This is a genomic window from Ruminococcus sp. OA3 (assembly GCF_022440845.1).
In the GTDB taxonomy this organism is placed as follows: domain Bacteria; phylum Bacillota; class Clostridia; order Lachnospirales; family Lachnospiraceae; genus Ruminococcus_G.
The window spans coordinates 3,183,116-3,203,860 of record NZ_JAKNTO010000001.1 but is presented as its reverse complement, the minus strand read 5'-3'; the positions used below and the strand labels follow the sequence as shown (position 1 = coordinate 3,203,860).

Annotated in this window: 23 protein-coding genes; all 23 read left to right on the top strand. The window is 47.0% G+C overall.

What is annotated here, in order from left to right:
- Window positions 1-28 precede the first annotated feature (28 nt).
- Window positions 29-1,480, top strand: coding sequence for a glutamate--tRNA ligase (gene gltX / locus MCG98_RS14510; RefSeq protein ID WP_240302632.1), 1,452 nt, complete (start codon window positions 29-31; stop codon window positions 1,478-1,480).
- Window positions 1,477-3,321 (top strand): ATP-dependent helicase, encoded by a 1,845-nt coding sequence (locus MCG98_RS14505; RefSeq protein WP_240302631.1) that lies wholly within the window; start codon window positions 1,477-1,479, stop codon window positions 3,319-3,321. Before gltX ends, MCG98_RS14505 begins: the two co-directional genes overlap by 4 nt.
- On the top strand, window positions 3,306-3,890 hold the full coding sequence (locus tag MCG98_RS14500; RefSeq protein ID WP_240302630.1) for a 4'-phosphopantetheinyl transferase superfamily protein: 585 nt from the start codon (window positions 3,306-3,308) through the stop codon (window positions 3,888-3,890). The genes MCG98_RS14505 and MCG98_RS14500 overlap by 16 nt, the downstream gene beginning before the upstream one ends.
- Before the next feature lie 67 nt (window positions 3,891-3,957).
- Window positions 3,958-4,917, top strand: coding sequence for a stage III sporulation protein AA (gene spoIIIAA / locus MCG98_RS14495; RefSeq protein ID WP_240302629.1), 960 nt, complete (start codon window positions 3,958-3,960; stop codon window positions 4,915-4,917).
- Window positions 4,914-5,429 carry a stage III sporulation protein AB gene (locus MCG98_RS14490; protein WP_240302628.1) on the top strand — a complete coding sequence of 172 codons (516 nt, stop codon included), beginning with the start codon at window positions 4,914-4,916 and terminating at the stop codon, window positions 5,427-5,429. Before spoIIIAA ends, MCG98_RS14490 begins: the two co-directional genes overlap by 4 nt.
- A gap of 15 nt (window positions 5,430-5,444) precedes the next feature.
- Window positions 5,445-5,639 carry a stage III sporulation protein AC gene (gene spoIIIAC, locus MCG98_RS14485; RefSeq protein WP_028528065.1) on the top strand — a complete coding sequence of 65 codons (195 nt, stop codon included), beginning with the start codon at window positions 5,445-5,447 and terminating at the stop codon, window positions 5,637-5,639.
- 14 nt (window positions 5,640-5,653) lie between these two features.
- The gene (locus MCG98_RS14480) at window positions 5,654-6,040 is read left to right on the top strand and encodes a stage III sporulation AC/AD family protein (RefSeq protein ID WP_240302627.1); all 387 of its coding nucleotides are present in this window, start codon (window positions 5,654-5,656) and stop codon (window positions 6,038-6,040) included.
- Window positions 6,037-7,224 carry a stage III sporulation protein AE gene (locus MCG98_RS14475; protein WP_240302626.1) on the top strand — a complete coding sequence of 396 codons (1,188 nt, stop codon included), beginning with the start codon at window positions 6,037-6,039 and terminating at the stop codon, window positions 7,222-7,224. The genes MCG98_RS14480 and MCG98_RS14475 overlap by 4 nt, the downstream gene beginning before the upstream one ends.
- A gap of 11 nt (window positions 7,225-7,235) precedes the next feature.
- Entirely contained in the window at window positions 7,236-7,799 is a 564-nt protein-coding gene (locus MCG98_RS14470) for a stage III sporulation protein AF (RefSeq protein ID WP_240302625.1), read from the top strand.
- A gap of 44 nt (window positions 7,800-7,843) precedes the next feature.
- Complete coding sequence (locus tag MCG98_RS14465; RefSeq protein ID WP_240302624.1) at window positions 7,844-8,380, top strand: stage III sporulation protein AG; 537 nt, start codon at window positions 7,844-7,846, stop codon at window positions 8,378-8,380.
- Window positions 8,381-8,392: 12 nt separating this feature from the next.
- Window positions 8,393-9,085, top strand: a complete 693-nt coding sequence (locus MCG98_RS14460) for a SpoIIIAH-like family protein (protein WP_275891337.1) — start codon at window positions 8,393-8,395, stop codon at window positions 9,083-9,085.
- Between the two features lie 335 nt (window positions 9,086-9,420).
- Window positions 9,421-10,002, top strand: coding sequence for a DJ-1/PfpI family protein (locus MCG98_RS14455; RefSeq protein ID WP_240302623.1), 582 nt, complete (start codon window positions 9,421-9,423; stop codon window positions 10,000-10,002).
- Window positions 10,003-10,119: 117 nt separating this feature from the next.
- On the top strand, window positions 10,120-11,712 hold the full coding sequence (locus MCG98_RS14450) for a peptide chain release factor 3 (protein WP_240302622.1): 1,593 nt from the start codon (window positions 10,120-10,122) through the stop codon (window positions 11,710-11,712).
- 69 nt (window positions 11,713-11,781) lie between these two features.
- Window positions 11,782-12,174 (top strand): Asp23/Gls24 family envelope stress response protein, encoded by a 393-nt coding sequence (locus tag MCG98_RS14445; protein WP_240302621.1) that lies wholly within the window; start codon window positions 11,782-11,784, stop codon window positions 12,172-12,174.
- A gap of 84 nt (window positions 12,175-12,258) precedes the next feature.
- Window positions 12,259-12,660, top strand: a complete 402-nt coding sequence (gene nusB, locus MCG98_RS14440) for a transcription antitermination factor NusB (RefSeq protein ID WP_240302620.1) — start codon at window positions 12,259-12,261, stop codon at window positions 12,658-12,660.
- 3 nt (window positions 12,661-12,663) lie between these two features.
- Window positions 12,664-13,917: an exodeoxyribonuclease VII large subunit gene (xseA, locus tag MCG98_RS14435; RefSeq protein ID WP_240302619.1), complete on the top strand. Its 1,254-nt coding sequence runs from the start codon at window positions 12,664-12,666 to the stop codon at window positions 13,915-13,917.
- A complete protein-coding gene (gene xseB, locus MCG98_RS14430) occupies window positions 13,871-14,089 on the top strand; it encodes an exodeoxyribonuclease VII small subunit (RefSeq protein WP_240302618.1) in 219 nt (72 codons plus the stop codon). The genes xseA and xseB overlap by 47 nt, the downstream gene beginning before the upstream one ends.
- On the top strand, window positions 14,079-14,966 hold the full coding sequence (locus MCG98_RS14425) for a polyprenyl synthetase family protein (RefSeq protein WP_240302617.1): 888 nt from the start codon (window positions 14,079-14,081) through the stop codon (window positions 14,964-14,966). The genes xseB and MCG98_RS14425 overlap by 11 nt, the downstream gene beginning before the upstream one ends.
- An 11-nt stretch (window positions 14,967-14,977) precedes the next feature.
- A complete protein-coding gene (gene dxs / locus MCG98_RS14420) occupies window positions 14,978-16,831 on the top strand; it encodes a 1-deoxy-D-xylulose-5-phosphate synthase (RefSeq protein WP_240302616.1) in 1,854 nt (617 codons plus the stop codon).
- Between the two features lie 11 nt (window positions 16,832-16,842).
- The gene (locus MCG98_RS14415; protein WP_240302615.1) at window positions 16,843-17,658 is read left to right on the top strand and encodes a TlyA family RNA methyltransferase; all 816 of its coding nucleotides are present in this window, start codon (window positions 16,843-16,845) and stop codon (window positions 17,656-17,658) included.
- Window position 17,659: 1 nt separating this feature from the next.
- The gene (locus MCG98_RS14410) at window positions 17,660-18,523 is read left to right on the top strand and encodes an NAD(+)/NADH kinase (RefSeq protein ID WP_240302614.1); all 864 of its coding nucleotides are present in this window, start codon (window positions 17,660-17,662) and stop codon (window positions 18,521-18,523) included.
- 41 nt (window positions 18,524-18,564) lie between these two features.
- Entirely contained in the window at window positions 18,565-19,023 is a 459-nt protein-coding gene (gene argR, locus MCG98_RS14405; RefSeq protein ID WP_028528080.1) for an arginine repressor, read from the top strand.
- Window positions 19,024-19,042: 19 nt separating this feature from the next.
- Window positions 19,043-20,737 carry a DNA repair protein RecN gene (gene recN, locus MCG98_RS14400; RefSeq protein ID WP_240302613.1) on the top strand — a complete coding sequence of 565 codons (1,695 nt, stop codon included), beginning with the start codon at window positions 19,043-19,045 and terminating at the stop codon, window positions 20,735-20,737.
- Window positions 20,738-20,745: the final 8 nt, after the last annotated feature.

Sequence of the window (20,745 nt, the reverse complement as noted above, 5' to 3'; positions counted from 1 at the left end):
AAACAGTTGACGAGGAGAGATACGAGATATGACAAAAGTAAAAACGCGATTTGCCCCAAGCCCTACCGGGAAAATGCATGTGGGCAATCTCCGCACAGCACTGTATGCCTATCTGATCGCAAAACATGAAGGCGGAGACTTTATGCTCAGGATCGAAGACACAGATCAGGAACGTTTTCAGGAGGGAGCACTTTCCATCATTTACCGGACGCTTGAGCATACCGGACTGATTCCGGATGAGGGGCCCGGAAGAGAGAAGGACTGCGGTCCTTATGTACAGAGTGAACGAAATGCCCGGGGCATCTATCTGAAATATGCAAAACAGCTGATCGAGCAGGGAGATGCATATTATTGTTTTTGTGATAAAGAGCGGCTGGAGTCTCTGAGGACCAGTGTATCGGATAAAGATATCGTCGTGTACGATAAACACTGTCTGCATCTGACACCAAAAGAGATACAGGAAAATCTGGATAAAGGGCTGCCTTACGTGATCCGTATTAACATGCCGACAGAAGGTACAACTACATTCCATGATGAAATCTATGGAAATATAACCGTTCCGAATGCAGAGCTTGACGATATGATACTGATCAAGTCCGACGGCTATCCGACGTACAATTTCGCAAATGTTGTGGATGACCATCTGATGGGGATCACGCATGTGGTAAGAGGAAATGAGTATCTTTCATCTGCCCCGAAATACAACCGGCTGTATGAGGCATTTGGCTGGGAAGTACCGGTCTATGTACACTGTCCGCTGATTACAAACGAGGAACATCAGAAGCTGAGCAAGCGCAGCGGCCATTCCTCCTATGAGGATCTGATTGCGCAGGGATTTCTGAGCGAAGCTGTTGTCAATTACGTAGCCCTTCTGGGGTGGAGTCCGCAGGAAAATCGCGAAATATATTCTCTTCGGGAACTGGTGGAGGCATTTGATTACCGTCATATGAGCAAATCGCCGGCAGTATTCGACATGGTTAAACTGAAATGGATGAATGGCGAATATATCAAGAAGATGGACGAAGAAGATTTTTACGAAAAAGCCCTTCCCTGTCTCAAAGAAGTGATTACGAAGGATTATGATCTGAAAAAGATAGCATCCATGGTGAAGACGAGGATTGAGATTTTTCCGGATATCAAAGAACTGATCGATTTTTTCGAGAAAGTACCGGAATATGATGTCTCCATGTATACGCATAAAAAATCAAAGACGAACAGTGAGTCATCGCTGGCGGTTTTACAGGAAATAATACCGGTGCTGGAAGACCAGGACGACTACAGCAATGATGCACTTTATGCGAGACTGTCAGAGTACGTAAAGGAAAAAGGGTATAAAAATGCATTTGTGATGTGGCCCATCCGCACGGCAGTATCAGGAAAACAGATGACACCGGCAGGTGCGACGGAGATTATGGAAGTACTCGGAAAAGAGGAAACTCTTTTGCGTATCCGGGCTGCGGTCGAGAAGTTAAGTATATGACATTCAATCAGGAACAGTCAGAAGCAGTCCGTCATGCCGAGGGACCATTGCTGGTACTGGCAGGGCCGGGATCAGGAAAGACAGCTGTGATCACCGCAAGGACTGCATATCTGACTGAGAAGTATAAAGTGTCTCCTTCTTCTATCCTGGTAGTGACTTTTACGAAAGCCGCTGCCGGTCAGATGAAGGAGCGCTTTTTACGTATGCAGGGTGTTTCCTGTACAAACGTTCAATTTGGGACTTTTCACGGCATATTTTTCGGGATACTGAAACAGGCATATGGGCTGAACGGGCGTAATATCATAAGTGAAGAAGAAAAAAAGAGAATCTTAAGAGAGCTCCTTGGGTGCAGCGGTCTTGAGACGGAGGATGAAAGGGATGTACTGGAACTTCTGCAGCGGGAGATCAGCATGGTGAAGACGGAGCAGATGCCCCTGGACCATTTCTATTCCGGAAGCTGTCCTGAGGAGACGTTTCGGCAGATTTACCGTAAGTATCATGAGATCCTCTGCGGAAAAAAACTGCTCGATTTTGATGATCTGATGGTATACTGCTACGAGCTGTTCATCAAGCGTCCGGATATCCTGAAAAAATGGCAGGAACATTTTCAGTATATTCAGATTGATGAATTTCAGGATATCAATATGCTTCAGTACCGGATCATCAGAATGCTTGCTGCACCGCAGAATAACCTGTTTGCTGTGGGGGACGACGACCAGTCGATCTACCGTTTCCGGGGAGCAAAACCGGAGATGATGTTCCGGTTTCAGAAAGATTACCCGGCTGGAAAAACCATAATTCTCCGCCAGAATTACCGCTGCAGTGCATCGATCGTCAAGTGTTCACAGAAGCTGATCCGTCATAATTCCTCGCGGTTTGAGAAGCAGCTGACTACCGCAAATGATGCAGGTAAAGCGGTGGAGCTTTGTACTTTTCCGGATGAAAAAGCAGAGTCGGATTACCTGCTTAAGAGCATTCAGGAGCTGATAGGAAACGGAGGATCCTGTGATGATATTGCTGTGCTGTTTCGCACGAATATGGGCAGCCGGCCGACGGTCTCAAAACTGATGGAATACAATCTTCCGTTTGTTGTAAAGGACGGTCTGCCTAATATTTTTGAACACTGGATCGCGGTACATATTCTGTCCTACCTCCGCCTTTCGAAAGGAGGAAGACTGCGCAGTGATTTTCTTCAGATCGCAAACAAGCCGAACCGTTATATTTCCAGAGAAGCACTGTACGAGAGCGAAGTCTCTTTTGAACATCTGTATCAGTTCTATGAAGGGAAAGACTGGATGTGTGACAGGATTGAAAAACTTGAGGATGACCTTAAGATTCTGGCAGGCATGCCTCCGTTTGGTGCGATCAACTATATTCGCTGCGGGATCGGGTATCATGAATACATTCGGGAATATGCCCAGTACCGTAAGATGAAGCCGGAAGAGCTGTATGATGTGTTGGATGAACTTCAGCAGAGTGCGCGTGAGTTTCGGACATTCGAAGAGTGGTGCACCTATATTCAGGACTATACGCTGGAGCTCAAAAAACAGAAATCAAAGAAGCAGGAGGGCGGTATCACGATTTCCACACTGCACGGTGTGAAAGGCCTGGAATATCCGCATGTGTATATTTTGGATATCAATGAGGGAACGATACCTTACCATAAAGCCGTGCTTCCGGAAGAGGTTGAGGAGGAGCGCAGGCTTCTGTATGTGGGAATGACCAGGGCGTCAGAGACGCTGCATCTTTTCAATACAAAAAAGAAATATGAAAAGAAACAGGAACCTTCCAGGTTTCTGGAAGAAGTGATGGGGGAAAGTGAAAAGTGTGTTACACAGTGACCAGCATTTACGCGGTAAAGATTCCGGAGAGACTGGATAATAACAACGGCAGGCGGGAGCACAAAGCCGGACGGATGCTGCTGAACTATGGACTCCGGGAAATGTATGGGCTTGAACCGGATGACGGTCTGGTAGAGCAGGGACCGTCAGGGAAACCTCATCTGGTGAATTATCCCAAAATACATTTTAACATCAGCCATTCCGGCGGCTATGCCGTTTGTGCGATTGGGCCAGAGCCTGTGGGAGTTGATATTGAGTTCTGGAGGGCGCTTGATTACGGACGGCTGGCGGGGAAAGCATTTGCGGAGGAAGAGAAAAAAGAACTGGAAAGCAGTTGTGACCCTCAGAGATTTTTCTTTGACCGGTGGGTGGAAAAGGAGAGTTATCTTAAGTGGAAAGGTACAGGTATCACAAGGGATATGAAGGAAATTGACTGCCTGGACGGCTGGAACTGCCATTTTGAACTGAGTGAGGGCTGCAGCTGCGCTATCTGGTCTGAAAAGCCGATGAAACTGAAGATATGTAATATAGATTATTATGAGCTGTTTGAAGATGACAGGATGCAGTAATACTGCATCCTGTTTTTTATTCTAAATCAGGATTCGCCTCATATATTTATTTTAAGAGGTGAACAAGATGAGAAGAGATGAGGTTTTAAAATTATTTTCAGGAGAAATACGCAGTGTGCTTGGAAAAATAGAGCTTAAATTTGAACTTCTGCAGGAGATCAGGCTGCGGATTAATGCACCGCTTGCGATCAATTACTGTGACACAGAATATTTCATCAGCAGAGACGGTGTACTTTGCGGGAGTGTGGAACAAGCTTATCGTGTCACATCTCAGGATGTGAAAGAGACAATGGAATATGTGTCAGGTTACTCGCTTTATGCATATGAGGAGGAGATACGTCAGGGATATCTGACGATTCAGGGAGGGCATCGTGTGGGCATTGCCGGAAAAACGGTGGTTGATGGAAATAAAGTGAAAAGTATCAAATATATTTCTTTTATCAATATTCGTTTTTCACACCAGGTAAAAGGATGTGCTACGGAGGTTCTGCCGTATGTCTCGGATATAAAAGGAATCCATCATACCTTGATCATATCGCCGCCGCGCTGCGGAAAGACAACAATACTGAGAGACCTGATCCGGCAGCTGTCAGATGGCAGCCGGGAACGGCCGGGATGTACAGTCGGTGTTGTGGACGAGCGATCAGAAATCGGCGGCTGTTATCTCGGGATTCCTCAGAATGACATAGGGATTCGCACGGATGTGCTGGACGGCTGTCCGAAAGCGGAGGGAATGATGATGCTCGTGCGTTCTATGTCACCTTCAATCATCGCGGTCGATGAAATTGGAAGTTATGAGGATATCCATGCCATTGAGACGGTCATCAACTGTGGATGCAAGCTCCTTGCAACCGTTCATGGAAGTTCCGTGGATGATATCAAGCGGAAACCGCTGCTGGAGCGGCTGGTAAACGAGAAAGTATTTGAGAGATACATAGTTCTCCAAAATCAGAAAAAAGCGGGGGAGATACGGTCGATATTCGATGAGAGGGGAACCTGTCTTTATCGGAGGGGATCAGTCCTATGATAAAAATGATAGGTATTGCGGCTGTTGTTTTTTCGTGCTGCAGTCTGGGACTCTTAAAGAGTGCGGATATGAAAAAACGATTGCTGCAGCTTCGGGAGTGGCAGCGCCTCGTGATGCTGCTGGAGCATGAGATCACGTTCAATGTGACGCTGCCTGAGGCGATACGCACGGTCGGCAACCGGGCGAAAGAACCGTTTGCCGGGTTTCTGAAGAGTCTGTGTGAACAGCTGGATTCTTACACGGGACGTTCTTTTTCGGAAATTTTTGTATGGGAGGCTACCAGGCATCTGGAAAACAGCAGCCTGCACTCCTCCGATATCCGTGAATTGTGTCAGCTGGCTGATATGATGGGTAACGCTTCAAAACAGATGCAGAAACAGATCCTGGAACATTACCTGGAAGAGCTTGCACTTACGATTCATAATCTGCAGGCTCAGCTGCCGGAAAAACAGAGGCTGTTTCGGAGCCTTGGGATTCTGGGCGGGGCATTTCTCGGTATTCTATTGCTGTGATAAAGGAGGAGGAATGTGGAAGTCAGTATTATTTTTAAGATCGGAGCGGTAGGGATACTTGTATCTGTGCTGAGCCAGGTGCTGAAACACAGCGGAAGGGACGAGCAGGCGTTTTTGACGAGTCTGGCAGGACTGATCATCGTGCTGTTCTGGATCATTCCCTATATCAATGAGCTGTTTGACAGTGTCCGACAATTGTTTTCACTGTAGCGGAGGGATAAGTTATGGATATTATCAAAATTTCTATACTGGGGTTTTCCGGAATGATTCTCGGAATCCTTCTGAAAGAGTGTAAACCGGAATATTCTTTCTATATCAGTTTCGCATGCGGTCTGTGTATCCTGCTGCTTGCGACCTCCAAAGTATCCTATCTGGTGGAGTCTCTGCAGAAGATTCAGAGTAATCTTCCGGTAGATGCTTCTTATCTCAATATACTTCTGAAAATGATCGGGCTTACGTATATCGGCCAGTTTTCATCCAGCCTGTGCAGGGATGCCGGATACAGTGCGATCGCATCACAAATTGAAATTTTCTGTAAATTATCATTGATGGTGATCTCCATGCCGGTACTGCTGACACTCCTGGATGTGATTCAGGGATTTCTGGCATGAAGAAAAATAAAAAGAGAAAGTGTATGCTCCTGATTCTCATTATGAGCGCCTGGTTTATGACAATGACACTGCTCCCGGTTACCTGCTGTGCATCAGCAGCCGGAAGCAGCGACGACCAGCTGGTGAACAGTGAAGACTATGAGGAAGAACTGCTCGATGATATGGACACTCAGCAGATGCAGGAAATCATGGACGAGCTTTTAGAAGACAGCAGCTTTTCCTTTCTGGATGCGATGAAAGAACTTTTGAAGGGTGAAACACCCTTCAGCCTTGAATGGTTTGGGGAGATACTGAAGGAGAGTCTGTTTTCGGAGTTCGAGCAGGGGCGCAGCGTGCTGGGACAGGTTCTGCTGCTGGCCTTTGCGGGAGCCGTGCTGACGAGCTTTGTACACATATTTGACAATGAGAAAATGGGGGACATCTGTTTTTATCTCGTCTATCTTCTGGTGTTTGTACTGCTTCTGAAAGCGTTTGGCCAGCTGAGCGAAGGATTGCATACAACGCTTGAGGGGATCGTCAGCTTTATGCAGGCACTGGCTCCGTCCTATTATATTGCGATCACGGCGGCTTCCGGTGTGACGTCCGCCACTGTTTTTTACCAGATCATATTGATCGTGATATTCTGTGTGGAGTATCTTCTGGTGAATATGATGATACCGGCGATACACATCTATGTACTGCTGGAATTCATAAATCTGCTGACGAAAGAAGAGATGCTCTCCAGAATATCCGAACTGTTGAAATCTGCAATTTTGTGGGCGCAGAAGAGTATGCTGACGGTCATAGTCGGAATGCAGATTATACAAAGTCTGGTAGCACCGGCTGTTGATTCCCTGAAACGTTCTGTTCTCGGAAAAACTGTCAGTGTGATACCGGGAGTAGGCAATGCGGTCAATGCGGTCACTGAAATCATCTTTGGTTCTGCTGTTCTCATCAGGAACTGTTTCGGGGTAACAGCCCTGATCGTATTGATCGTTTGTTCGATCGCACCTGTTATCCGGCTTGGATTTAACGCACTCGTATATAAGTTTATTGGTGCTGTTATCCAGCCGATCTGTGATTCCCGGCTGGTAGGATGCTTTCACGCGATGGGAGAGGGGTGTGGTCTCCTGCTGAAAGTTCTGTTTACAACGCAGGTTATGTTTCTGCTGACGATCGTGATCCTGGCAAACTCGCTGCAGTGAAGGAGAAAAATATGACGGAAACGGTCTACAGCTGGATGAGAAATCTGGTGTGTTACTATCTCGTATATTCTATTGTTATGAATCTTGTACCACAAAAGCAGTATCAGATGTATATAAAGAATTTCATGGGAATGCTGCTGGTAGTCATTATCCTGACACCTGTGCTTCAGTTCTTTCATTCGGAGAGAGATCTGCAGGAATTCTTCCAGACTGAGGAGATGAGAGTAGCCTGGGAAGAGGCGCGGCGTACCGAGGTGGTATTCACCCAGGAAAGTGATGAATATCTGCTGTATGCCTGCCGTGAGGAGATCAAGGAACAGATCGGTGAGATGCTGGGGGAATACGGACTGTATCCGGAAGACATAGAGGTAACGTTAAAACAGGGGGAGATGATTGAGGTGGAGAATATTCGTATACAGGCAGTATCACAGGAGGAGAGCGGCCGTATATCAGTCGGGGAGATTGAAATTGACCCGGAATATGAAAAACAGGATCCTGCCGCAGAGGAGATCCGAAAGCGTTTGGCCGATGTATATCAGATAGATGCTGCGCATATAAGTATTAGTATAGGGTGAATGGTGAAAGGATGAAAGAGCGGATTAGGACCCGGATAAAGGAGATGAAGAAGGAACAGATCCTGGTATTTGTATTAATTCTGGGATTATTGATCGTTGTGCTGCTGCCGACAAAAAAGGCAAAAGATTCGAAACCGGAAGAAGAACCCGGGGTACAGGTGCAGGAAGCGGAAATCCAGGAAGAGACCATGCAAAAACAGCTGGAACGCCAGCTTGTGGAGACACTGCAGCAGGTGGAGGGTGTCGGTACGGTTACCGCAGCAATCACTCTGGAGACAACAGGCAAGAAGATCGTTGAAAAGGATACGCCCGTCAATGATTCCATGACATCGCAGGAGGACAGCCAGGGAGGAAAACAGGATTCAAAAAACAGCAGTTCAGAGGAAGCGACTGTATATCAAAAGGACGGAGAGGGGAATCAGACGCCGTATGTTGTTTCAGAGACGACGCCCGAGATACGGGGAGTCGTTGTGGTGGCGCAGGGAGGAAGTGACCCTGTGATCGTACAGCAAATTCAGGAAGCAGTCATGGCATTATTTCACGTAGATGCACATAAAATAAAAGTGATGAAAATGAAGTGAAGGAGAATGTCGTTGAAAAAAAAGATATTCAAAAAAAATCAGATCATTATTACAGCTTTGGCGGTTATGATAGCGGTCGCCGGATATATTAATTATTCGGATTCGCGACTGAAAACACAAAGTGCGAAAAGTTCGGACAACAGTGAAAAAACTGAGGAGACAGCGGACATCGGAGATATCACGGAGGAGATTGAAAGTCTCGATTATGATCTGACGGATGAGATCGCGGAGGCGGCTGAAAAAGAAAATGCGGATGCTGATTCTGCAGATGTTGACTCCACGGATGCCGATTCTGAGGATGCGTCGGCCCAGACACCGGGTGAGGCAGTGCTGACCGGAGCATCTACATACGTGGCGCAGGCTAAGATCAGCCGGGAGCAGGTGCGTTCTCAGAATAAGGAAACGCTGCTGGAGATCATTAACAATGAAGAACTGTCCGAAGAGGAAAAACAGTCTGCTGTAGAGAGTATGGTGACGATGACTGACCGCATTGAGAAAGAGGCGGCAGCAGAATCCCTGCTGGAGGCGAAGGGTTTTGAAAATGTAGTTGTCAATCTGAATGGTGATACGGCGGACGTTATGGTTCCGACGGCAGATCTGGAGTCGTCACAGCTGGCACAGATCGAAGATGCTGTCAAGAGAAAGACCGGTGTGGAACCGCAGAATATCGTGATCACTCCGATGGATGAGACTGTTGCTGAATAGAACAGAGGGCCGCTGCCATGAGGCAGCGGCTTTGTTTTGCTTCATTCCTGATAGGTCGGGCGTACTGTTCAACCGGGGGATGTGGATATTATACCAAAATATCATGTGGAGACGGCGGAAATTCGCTTAAAAAAATAATTGATGTTATATCCCCGGTACCGGCTTGTATCCGTTCAGAAATCTGATATCATGAAATTACAAATAATGTCACTTTAGAATTCACTCGATTAACATTAATTTTTGGTGACGCAACATCCCGATAGGAAAGTAGTTATGGAGGAAAGCTGTAACTGCTTTTTTATTTCATTCGGGGATAGAAGAAGGGAGAAAGGATCATGGTAGTAAATGTTCTGCTGTATGACAGCTTTGAAACAATGGATGCGTTTGTACCGGTCAGCATTTTAGGAAAACTGCCGGAACATTTTTATATGAATTATCTATCCATATCAGGCGGAGTTATCAACAGCTCGCAGGATGTTAAGGTGTGGACGGAACCACTGGAAGAAAATGCGGGAGGGGATATCCTGCTGATTCCGGGTGGAAAAGGCGCAAAGCGCCTGATCCTGCAGGAACAGGACACGCTGAGACTTATAAAAGACGCTGCGGGTGCAGCCGGTACAGTCATGATGGTAGGGAGCGGATCGGCTATCCTTGCACAGACAGGGGAATTATACCACAGGACGGTTGCAGAGTTCGCTGGCGGCGATAACTGGAAGCGGATGTTTACCGCGGGAATTTACTGGACAGGGGACACCGGTTGGATCTCTGACGGTAAATATTATTCATGCAGGAGATCGGCTGACGCGTCTGATATGATGCTCGGAATGATCGCAGACCTGATTGACATTGATGATGCGAGAAAGGCTGCAAAAGCGCTCGGACTGCAATGGTCAGAATATGATTGTATGGACCGGTAAATTAAAAACATAAATAAAAGTACGGCACAGTAACCTTGACACTGCCCAGACGATATAATACAATGAATGGCGTGTGAATTAAGAACGACTTAAGAACAACAATCAGGAGGTTATTTCGTGGCTGATTATACGAAAGAAATAGAAAAGAGGCGGACCTTCGCCATTATTTCCCACCCGGATGCAGGTAAAACTACATTGACGGAAAAATTCCTGCTCTACGGAGGAGCGATCAATCTGGCGGGATCCGTGAAGGGAAAGGCGACAGCGCGCCATGCTGTGTCTGACTGGATGGAGATAGAAAAAGAGCGTGGAATTTCGGTGACATCATCCGTGCTGCAGTTTAATTATGACGGATACTGTATTAATATTCTGGATACACCGGGGCACCAGGATTTCTCGGAGGATACTTACAGGACCTTAATGGCAGCTGACTCTGCCGTAATGGTCATCGATGGTTCAAAAGGAGTTGAGGCACAGACAAGAAAACTGTTTAAAGTCTGTGTCATGCGGCATATTCCTATTTTTACATTCATCAATAAGATGGACCGCGATGCGAACGATACCTTCGACCTGCTGGACGAGATTGAAAAAGAACTCGGGATCGCAACCTGCCCGATCAACTGGCCGATCGGTTCAGGAAAATCTTTTAAAGGGGTCTATGACCGTGACACGAGGAAAGTGCTGACCTTTTCAGACACCATGAAGGGAACGAAAGAAGGCACGGAAGAAGAAATTGCGGTGGATGATCCGCGTCTGGACGATATGCTGGATCCTGGACAGAAGGATCAGCTGCTGGACGAGATTGAACTGCTGGATGGCGCCAGTGCTGAATTTGATATGGAAAAAGTGAGCAGGGGAGAACTCTCTCCGGTATTTTTTGGATCGGCACTTACAAACTTCGGTGTGGAGACATTCCTGCGGCATTTTCTGCAGATGACAACATCGCCGCTTCCCCGAAAGGCGGATGTGGGGATTGTAGATCCGATGAAAGAGCCGTTTTCTGCATTTGTCTTTAAGATTCAGGCAAATATGAATAAAGCGCACCGTGACAGGATTGCATTTATGCGAATCTGTTCCGGGAAGTTTGAAGCATCAGAGGAAGTCTGCCATGTCCAGGGGGATAAAAAGATGCGTCTGTCACAGCCCCAGCAGATGATGGCTCAGGACCGCCATGTGGTGGAGGAGGCATATGCAGGGGACATTATCGGCGTATTTGATCCCGGAATCTTCTCGATTGGGGATACCGTATGCAGTCCGGGCAAAAGATTTACATTTGAAGGGATTCCGACATTTGCACCCGAACATTTCGCCAGAGTCCGCCAGGTGGATACGATGAAGAGAAAGCAGTTTATCAAGGGAATCAACCAGATCGCACAGGAAGGTGCCATTCAGATTTTTCAGGAATTTAATACGGGAATGGAAGAGATCATCGTTGGCGTGGTCGGAGTGCTGCAGTTTGATGTCCTGAAGTACCGTCTGGAAAATGAATATAAAGTGGACATTCGTCTGGAAACGCTTCCGTACGAACATATCAGGTGGATCGAGAATAAAGATGAGGTTGATCTGGCAAAACTGGTCGGAACCTCGGACATGAAAAAAGTCAGAGATTTAAAAGGAAATCCGCTGCTGTTGTTTGTCAACGCCTGGAGTGTGGGAATGACATTGGACAGGAATGACAATCTGAAACTATCGGAATTCGGAAAGAATTAAAAACCCCTTTTATTTTTCAGACGATTTTGTTATAATATTGAAAAAGGATGAGCTGCAGGAGGTTTCGCTATGGCAGAGAATAAAAATGAAAGCAGAGATGCTTATACGATTTATGATGACAGTACAATAGGGACAGTTCAGATCGCAGATGAGGTAGTGGCTATCATTGCCGGATTGGCGGCGACAGAAGTGGAAGGTGTCAATTCCATGGCCGGAAATATTACGAACGAACTCGTAGGAAAACTCGGAATGAAGAATCTGTCGAAAGGTGTGAAAGTCAATGTGTCGGACGGGGTGGTCGGCGTTGACCTGAACCTGAACATTAAATACGGTTATGGGATTCCGGAGGTCTGCCGCAAAGTGCAGGATAAGGTAAAATCAGCGATCGAGAATATGACGGGACTGAGTGTATCGGATATTAATATAGGCATTGCAGGCGTGAACCTTGAAAATATAGAATGAGAGATCAAGAGGATGAGGGGGGATCTGTAGAGATCCCCCTTTTTCAGCATCGCGTACCTGCTGACTTTTGAAGTGGAGGAAAAAATGGGACGAAGAGAACTGCGGGAAAATATTTTTAAGCTGCTTTTTTTGAGCGCTTTTAATCAGGAAGATGAGATGCCTCGCCAGCTTGAGCTGTATTTTGACAATCTTGAAGATTTGCAGGATAAAGATCAGATATATATGGAAGACAAGTTTCGTCTGATCATGGAAAAGCTGCAGGAAATTGACGGGCTGCTGAATGAAAAGTCATCCGGCTGGAAAACGACCAGAATGAGTAAAGTGGATCTGACGATTCTTCGGCTTGCCGTATATGAGATCAGGTATGATGAAGATGTTCCGACCGGAGTTGCTATCAATGAGGCGGTCGAACTGGCAAAACGTTTCGGCCAGGATGAATCAGCATCATTTGTCAACGGAATTTTAGGTGCAGTCGCGCAGGAGTAGTGTATGAGACAGAGTATTTATTCTGTAAAGCAGGTCAATACTTATATTAAAAACATGTTCACACAGGATTTTCTGCTGTCCAGGATAGCAGTTCGCGGAGAAGTCAGCAATTGTAAATATCACACCTCAGGCCACATTTATTTTTCACTGAAGGATGAAAATGCGGCGATTGCCTGTGTGATGTTTGCCGGACAGCGAAAGGGCCTGGCATTCCGCATGAAAGACGGGGACCAGGTCGTAGTAAAAGGAAGTGTCAATGTCTATGAACGCGACGGCAGATATCAGGTATATGCGCAGGAGATTTCACTGGAAGGCGCAGGAATTCTGTATGAGAGATTTCTTGCCCTGAAAAAAGAACTGGAAGAGATGGGAATGTTTGCGCCGGATTATAAGCAGTCCATACCGACAGGCATACGGACTCTGGGAGTGGTCACCGCACCGACGGGAGCGGCGATCCGTGATATTTTAAGCGTTGCGAAGCGCAGAAACCCCGGGATTTCCATTATCCTGTATCCGGCGCTGGTACAGGGGGAGGGAGCAAAGGAAAGTATCGTGCAGGGAATCCGTGCAATGGATACTTTTGGTGTGGACACCCTGATCGTCGGAAGAGGCGGGGGATCCATAGAGGATCTCTGGGCATTTAATGAGGAGGATGTGGCAAGAGCTATTTTTGAATGTTCTGTGCCTGTGATCTCCGCGGTAGGCCATGAAACGGATGTTACAATCGCGGATTATGTGGCTGACATGCGCGCACCGACTCCGTCAGCAGCAGCCGAACTTGCAGTTGACGATGTACGTGCAGTAATCGCGCGTATGATGGAGTACAAAAAGCGCCTCAGCATCAATATGACGGGAAGGATTACGCTGACGAAACAGCATCTGCTCAGGCTGAAAACTCAATTTGGTTATCTCAGCCCTCATCAGCAGATCATTGAAAAGCGCCAGTTTCTGGCAGACGCGGAAGAGAAACTGCGCAGTGCGATGGGACAGCGTATCCTGGAAAAGCGCCATCTTCTGCAGCTGCATATACAGAGGCTAAAGGGTCTGTCTCCGCTTGATAAACTGAACCAGGGTTTTTCCTATGTGGAAGGCAGGGACGGGAAAGCAGTGACCAGTGTATCACAGGCGGGAACTGGCGACGCGCTTAAGATTCATGTCAGCGACGGATATATCCGGGCGGATGTGACAGAGATATCGGAGGACAGGGTGAATGCAGAAAAAAGACAAAACAGAGAAGACTCTGGAAGAGTCATTTGAGATATTGGATAATATAGTAGCAAAGCTGGAATCGGGGAAACTGTCACTGGAGGATTCTTTTGGCATGTACCAGTCAGGAATGGAACTGTTAAAGGAGTGCAGCAGGAAAGTGGACCTCGTGGAAAAAAAGGTACTGCAGATGGATGCAGAGGGTGAACTTCGTGAATTTTAAAGAGGAACTGAAAAAACGGACAGAAGAGGCAAGGGATATGATTTTCCGCTTCCTGCCGGAGGAGGCCGGATTTACAGCGCCGCTCGCAGAAGCGATCAACTATAATATGAAGGCTCCCGGAAAAAGACTGCGGCCGATACTGATGCGGGAGACGTGCCGTATGTATGGCGGCAGTGACAAAGTGGTGGGACCATTTATGGCAGCGATAGAGATGATACATACACATTCCCTGATCCATGATGACCTGCCTGCGCTTGACAACGATGATTACAGGAGAGGGCGGAAAACCACGCACGTGGTTTACGGTGAAGCTATGGCGGTACTCAGCGGAGATGCCCTGCTCAACTATGCGTATGAGACGGCGCTGCTGACATTTCAGATTCCGGGAGCAGAAGTACAGGCTGCGAAGGCACTTGCAATTCTGGCAGGTAAGACAGGAATCCGGGGCATGCTCGGCGGTCAGAGTGTGGATGTACTGAATGAAGGCAAACCGGTATCGGCGGAAATGCTGTCTTATATCTATGAGAACAAGACTTCGGCACTTATTGAAGCTTCCATGATGATCGGATCAGTTCTGGCCGGAGCACCGGATCATGAGGTGGCCCGCCTGGAAGAGGCGGGACGCTATATCGGTCTGGCTTTTCAGATTCAGGATGATATTCTGGATGTGACAGGGACACAGGAAGAACTGGGCAAACCTTTGCACAGTGATGAAAAAAATGAAAAGACGACGTATGTGACATTGACGGGACTTGACGATGCAGGAGAAGAAGTGGCGCGGCTGTCACTAAAAGCGATCATGCTGCTGGAAGAGAACAGAAAAGAATGCGGGTTTCTGAAGGCATTGATTGAGTATCTGGTAACCCGTACAAAGTAGAAGGTTGCGATATGGTATTAGAGAGAATAAAGAAACCAAACGATGTGAAAAATCTGAATAAAGAAGAGCTTTATACCCTTGCGGAAGAGATCCGGGAATTCCTGATCAGTAACCTGAGCAGGACAGGCGGTCATCTTGCCTCCAATCTGGGTGTGGTCGAGCTGACGATCGCACTCCATCTGGTTTTGAATCTGCCGGAAGATAAGCTGATATGGGATGTCGGTCATCAGTGCTATACACATAAGATACTGACCGGGCGGGCAGATGGATTTCAAAATCTGCGAAAGGCAGACGGAATGAGCGGTTTTCCAAAACGGTGCGAGAGCGATTGCGATTCCTTCGATACCGGCCACAGCTCGACTTCCATCTCGGCGGGGCTTGGATACGTGCGTTCCCGGGATCTGCTCGGCGGATCTTACCGTGTAATGTCTGTGATCGGAGACGGGGCACTCACCGGCGGCATGGCATATGAGGCGTTGAATAATGTTGCGGAGCTGAAAAAGAACTTTATCATCATTCTGAATGATAATAATATGTCGATTTCAGATAACGTCGGCGGTATGTCGCGTTATCTCGGGAATATACGGACTGCTGAGTCCTATACAGAGCTGAAAATGAACGTGACGAATACGCTGAAAAAATTGCCGAAGATCGGGGAGGGGATGGTAAATGCCATTCACAGAACCAAGAATGGAATCAAGCAGTTTATCATTCCGGGGATGCTGTTTGAAAATATGGGTCTGACATATCTGGGACCGGTGGACGGCCACAATGTTCCTCAGATGGTAAAACTGTTTCAGGAGGCGCTTCGCGTGGAAGGCCCGGTGATCGTTCACGTGCTGACCAAAAAGGGAAAAGGCTATGAACCGGCTATGCGTCATCCGGCACGTTTTCATGGGACAGCTCCATTTGAGATTGAGACGGGGATTCCTGTAAGCCGTTCCGGAAAAGCTGCATATTCTGATATTTTTTCAACAGTCATGAGGAAATTTGGCGACCGGGATGAAAAAGTAGTGGCGGTAACCGCAGCGATGCCGACAGGGACGGGGCTGAAGCGGTTTGCACATATGTTCCCGGATCGTTTCTTTGATGTGGGGATTGCGGAAGAACATGCAGTGACATTTGCGGCAGGACTTGCACTTGGCGGTCTGAAGCCCGTGTTTGCCGTATATTCGTCATTTTTACAGCGTGCGTTCGATCAGGTTCTTCACGATGTCTGTATGCAGAAACTGCATGTGGTTTTTGCCATCGACCGGGCCGGTCTCGTAGGAAGCGACGGTGAAACTCATCACGGTTGTTTTGACCTGACGTATTTGTCAATGATGCCGAACATGACAGTGATGGCACCCAAAAACAAATGGGAACTCTCTGATATGATGAAATTTGCCGTAAACTTTGACGGTCCCGTGGCTCTGCGCTATCCGAGAGGTGACGCGTATGAGGGGTTGCAGGAAAACAGGGAGCCCGTCGTCCACGGAAAATCCGAAGTGCTGCAGTGGGGAAAAGACGTTGCGGTTCTGGCTGTAGGCAGTATGGTAAAAACTGCTCATCAGGTGAGTGAACGCCTGAAAGAAAAGGGGATCAAAGTGACTCTGGTAAATGTAAGGTTTGTAAAACCATTGGATTATGCACTGCTTGAGAAACTGGGTGATACACACAGACGGATCGTGACACTCGAAGAAAATGTAGTAACCGGGGGGTTCGGACAGCAGGTGAGTGCATGGTTTCATGAACATCACCGGGAAACTGCTGTCGACATTTTTGCGATACCGGATCAGTTTGTCGGTCATGGCAGTGTAGAACAGCAGTACAGGGAACTGGGAATGGATGAAGAATCCGTTTTTAATAGAATTCTGAAATCCTGAAGTGGAGGAATATGAAAGAACGATTAGATATTCTGGTGGTGAGGAGAGGGTTTGCACCGTCCAGAGAAAAGGCAAAAGCTGTTATAATGTCCGGCAATGTGTTCGTGGACGGACAGAGAGAGGATAAAGCCGGCTCCATGTTTCAGGACAGCGTGGAGATTACAGTGAAGGAAAATGTACTGCCATATGTCAGCCGTGGGGGATTGAAGCTGGAGAAGGCGATGAAACACTTCGGCGTGGTGCCTGACGGAAAAGTCTGTATGGATGTGGGATCCTCTACAGGCGGATTCACAGACTGTATGCTGCAGAATGGGGCACAGAAAGTCTATGCTGTTGATGTGGGACACGGCCAGCTGGACTGGAAGCTGCGTCAGGATAAGCGCGTTGTGTGTATGGAGAGGACAAACATCCGTTATGTGGTTCCCGCGGACATCGGAGAACCGGCACAGTTTGCGTCGATCGATGTATCCTTTATTTCGCTGCTGAAAGTGCTTCTTCCGGTGAGAAACCTGTTGACAGAAGACGGGCAGATTGTCTGTCTCATCAAACCTCAGTTCGAGGCCGGAAGAGAAAAAGTTGGAAAAAAAGGTGTTGTCAGAGACCCTGAGGTTCATATGGAAGTCATTCGAAAAGTGGCGGATTATGCACGCAGCATTTCTTTCGCGGTGTGTCACCTGGATTTTTCACCGATTAAAGGACCGGAGGGAAATATTGAATATCTGATGCATCTGCAGAAACTTCCTGCGGGAACTGTGCCACAGTGTACGGATATTGATGTCGAAGCTGTGGTAAAAAAAGCACACGCTGATCTGGATAAAGGGGTCTGATATGGATTGTTTTTATATCATTACGAACAGTGTCAAAGACAAAGAACTGCTGGTGACACATAAAATTTCCAATTATCTGAAAGAACATGGAAAATCCTGTGTGGTTCAGCAGTCAGATCATGGGAACAATGACGGTTCATTTCATTATACAGATGTCAGCCAGATACCGGAAAATGTTGACTGTGTTATCGTGCTCGGAGGGGACGGCACCCTTCTTCAGGCGGCAAGAGATGTGGTTGACAGACAGCTGCCTCTGTTTGGCATCAATCTTGGGACGCTGGGATATCTGGCGGAGATTGACCAGTATTCTGTCTATCCGGCTCTGGATCACCTGATGGGAGATGACTACGAAATTGAGCGCAGAATGATGCTGTGCGGCAGTGTCTACCACAACGGGGAACTTCTGGAACAGGATATCGCACTGAATGATATTGTGATCAGCCGTGAGCGGTCGCTCTGCGTGGTGAAATTTCACAATTATGTCAATGATGAATTCCTGAACTCCTATAATGCGGACGGTATCATCATAGCGACACCTACCGGTTCGACGGGCTACAGCCTTTCGGCGGGGGGACCGATTATTTCTCCGGATGCATCGATGATCCTGATGACTCCACTGGCACCGCATACTCTCAATACCAGAAGCATCGTCTTTTCGGACAATGATAAGATCACTGTGGAGATCGGTCCGGGAAGGGATGAGATGATTGAACGCGGTATGGCAGCATTTGACGGAGATACAACGGTACCGATGGTCACAGGCGACCGAATCGTGATTGAAAAATCGACAAAAGATACCCGTATCATAAAAATTAATAATGTCAGTTTCCTTGAAACATTACGTAAAAAGATGAATAACAGTTAACTTGAACCATTGGCTATGATTTTCGGCAGGAGGGAATACGAATGAAGATTGCCAGGCATACTCAGATAATAAAGCTGATTAATCAGTATGACATTGAAACACAGGAAGAACTGGCGGAACGGCTGAATGAGAGCGGATTTCGCGTGACGCAGGCGACGGTATCCAGAGATATCAGGGAATTAAGGCTGACGAAAATTGCTTTGGAAAACGGACATTCCAAGTATGCGGTTTTTCAGAATCATGATAAAGAACTTGCAACAAAGTATATCCATGTCCTGAAGACGGCATTTGTGTCCATGGATCTGGCGCAGAATATCCTTGTGATTAAGACCGTATCCGGGATGGCTATGGCGGCAGCTGCGGCACTGGACGAGATGCAGTGGAATGAGATTGTGGGATGTATTGCCGGAGACAACACGATTATGTGTGCGATTCGCAGTGCCGATGAAGCACTTCTTGTCATGGATAAACTCAAAAGGATGTTGGGCAGTATCCTCTGATAACAGCCGGGAGGTAGTCATGTTAACCAATTTACATGTAAAGAATATTGCACTGATCGATGAAGTGGAAGTGGATTTTGAACGGGGGCTTAACATTCTCACTGGAGAAACAGGAGCCGGAAAATCAATCCTTCTTGGTTCGGTCAATCTGGCACTTGGTAAAAAAATGGCCAGTGACAGCATAGGAAAATTTGGGAATTCTGCACTGGTGGAACTGATTTTTACGATTGAGAATCCGAGAATCACGGAAGAACTGCGGAAGCTTTCTGTCATTCCGGAAGACGGACAGGTGATCTTAAGCCGGAAGATCATGGAAGGACGCAGTATCAGCCGAATCAATGGGGAGACCTGCACAGTCAGTCAGATGAAAGCGGTGGCATCCCTGCTACTTGATATCCATGGACAGCATGAGCATCAGTCGCTGCTGTACCCGGAAAAACAGCTGGAGATTCTGGATGGGTTTGCCGGTGAACTGCTCAGGGAGCAAAAACAGAAGGTAGAAGATAGCTATCATGCCTACCAACAGCTGTCACGGGAACTGAAAGCCTGCAGTATCGATGAAGAGCAGCGCCAGAGAGAGGTTTCTTTTCTGGAGTTTGAGATACGTGAGATTGAGGAAGCCGGCATCAGGCCGGGAGAAGATGAAGAACTGGAAAGCCTGTATCGGAAACTTTCCAATTCGAGAAAAATTGTAGAGACACTTCAGGAAGTGCATGGAATGACAGGGTATGACAACCCTGCCTCAGCGGGTGAGCTGACAGGGCGTGTGGTAAGGGAGCTTGCGGCACTGAATGATTTTGATGAGGAACTTTCGCGTATTTATTCTCAGGCGCTGGATATAGAAGGTATGCTCAATGATCTGAACAGAGACATTTCCGGATATCTCGAGGATATGACTTTTTCGGAGGAACTATTTGCACAGACGGAGACACGTCTGGATGAGATCAATCATTTAAAAGGGAAATATGGAGAAAGTGTAGAGAAAATTCTAAACTACCAAAATGAACAGCAGAAAAAGCTGGAAGAACTGCTTAATCTTGAGGAGCACAGAGCCGGACTTGTCAGAGAACAGAACGCTGCACGCGGAAAACTGCAGAAATTGTGTGATAAGTTGTGTGAACTACGAAAAAATGCTGCGAAAGATTTGGAAAAAAGAATTGTTGATTCCCTGCGGGAACTGAATTTTCTTCAGGTGGAATTTGAAATTGCATTTGAAAAACTGCATGATTTTTCAAAAAACGGATACGATAAAATTGAGTTTTTGATTTCTACGAATCCGGGGGAAGAAAAGCGCGCGCTTTCGAAGGTGGTGTCAGGAGGAGAGCTTTCACGTATCATGCTTGCAGTCAAAACGTTGATGGCAGATAAAGATGATACTGAGGTTTTAATATTTGATGAGATTGATACCGGAATCAGCGGCCGTACTGCTCAGAAAGTTGCCGAAAAAATGGCGGAAATTTCTGGAGAGCGACAGGTTTTATGCATTACACATCTGCCTCAGATAGCGGCGATGGCTGATGCACATTTTGAAATTGAAAAAAATGTGCAGGATACAATTACCGTAACAAGGATAAGAAGGCTTGACGAAGAAGGATCCATACATGAAATTGCCCGTATGCTGGGCGGAACCAGGATTACTCAGAGTGTTCTTTCAAATGCCTGTGAGATGAAAGAATTGGCACAGGTACATAAAAATACAAGACTGAAAAACTGAAATCATCG

Bases quoted from the DNA above. Each gene is read 5' to 3' on its own strand.
- MCG98_RS14490 (WP_240302628.1), top strand. From the start codon at position 4,914: ATGATAAAAATGATAGGTATTGCGGCTGTTGTTTTTTCGTGCTGCAGT.
- MCG98_RS14410 (WP_240302614.1), top strand. From the start codon at position 17,660: ATGGATTGTTTTTATATCATTACGAACAGTGTCAAAGACAAAGAACTG.
- gltX (WP_240302632.1), top strand. From the start codon at position 29: ATGACAAAAGTAAAAACGCGATTTGCCCCAAGCCCTACCGGGAAAATG.
- MCG98_RS14415 (WP_240302615.1), top strand. From the start codon at position 16,843: ATGAAAGAACGATTAGATATTCTGGTGGTGAGGAGAGGGTTTGCACCG.
- MCG98_RS14445 (WP_240302621.1), top strand. From the start codon at position 11,782: ATGGCAGAGAATAAAAATGAAAGCAGAGATGCTTATACGATTTATGAT.
- xseA (WP_240302619.1), top strand. From the start codon at position 12,664: ATGAGACAGAGTATTTATTCTGTAAAGCAGGTCAATACTTATATTAAA.
- MCG98_RS14455 (WP_240302623.1), top strand. From the start codon at position 9,421: ATGGTAGTAAATGTTCTGCTGTATGACAGCTTTGAAACAATGGATGCG.
- MCG98_RS14475 (WP_240302626.1), top strand. From the start codon at position 6,037: ATGAAGAAAAATAAAAAGAGAAAGTGTATGCTCCTGATTCTCATTATG.
- recN (WP_240302613.1), top strand. From the start codon at position 19,043: ATGTTAACCAATTTACATGTAAAGAATATTGCACTGATCGATGAAGTG.
- spoIIIAA (WP_240302629.1), top strand. From the start codon at position 3,958: ATGAGAAGAGATGAGGTTTTAAAATTATTTTCAGGAGAAATACGCAGT.
- nusB (WP_240302620.1), top strand. From the start codon at position 12,259: ATGGGACGAAGAGAACTGCGGGAAAATATTTTTAAGCTGCTTTTTTTG.
- MCG98_RS14465 (WP_240302624.1), top strand. From the start codon at position 7,844: ATGAAGAAGGAACAGATCCTGGTATTTGTATTAATTCTGGGATTATTG.
- xseB (WP_240302618.1), top strand. From the start codon at position 13,871: ATGCAGAAAAAAGACAAAACAGAGAAGACTCTGGAAGAGTCATTTGAG.
- MCG98_RS14480 (WP_240302627.1), top strand. From the start codon at position 5,654: ATGGATATTATCAAAATTTCTATACTGGGGTTTTCCGGAATGATTCTC.
- dxs (WP_240302616.1), top strand. From the start codon at position 14,978: ATGGTATTAGAGAGAATAAAGAAACCAAACGATGTGAAAAATCTGAAT.
- argR (WP_028528080.1), top strand. From the start codon at position 18,565: ATGAAGATTGCCAGGCATACTCAGATAATAAAGCTGATTAATCAGTAT.
- MCG98_RS14505 (WP_240302631.1), top strand. From the start codon at position 1,477: ATGACATTCAATCAGGAACAGTCAGAAGCAGTCCGTCATGCCGAGGGA.
- MCG98_RS14470 (WP_240302625.1), top strand. From the start codon at position 7,236: ATGACGGAAACGGTCTACAGCTGGATGAGAAATCTGGTGTGTTACTAT.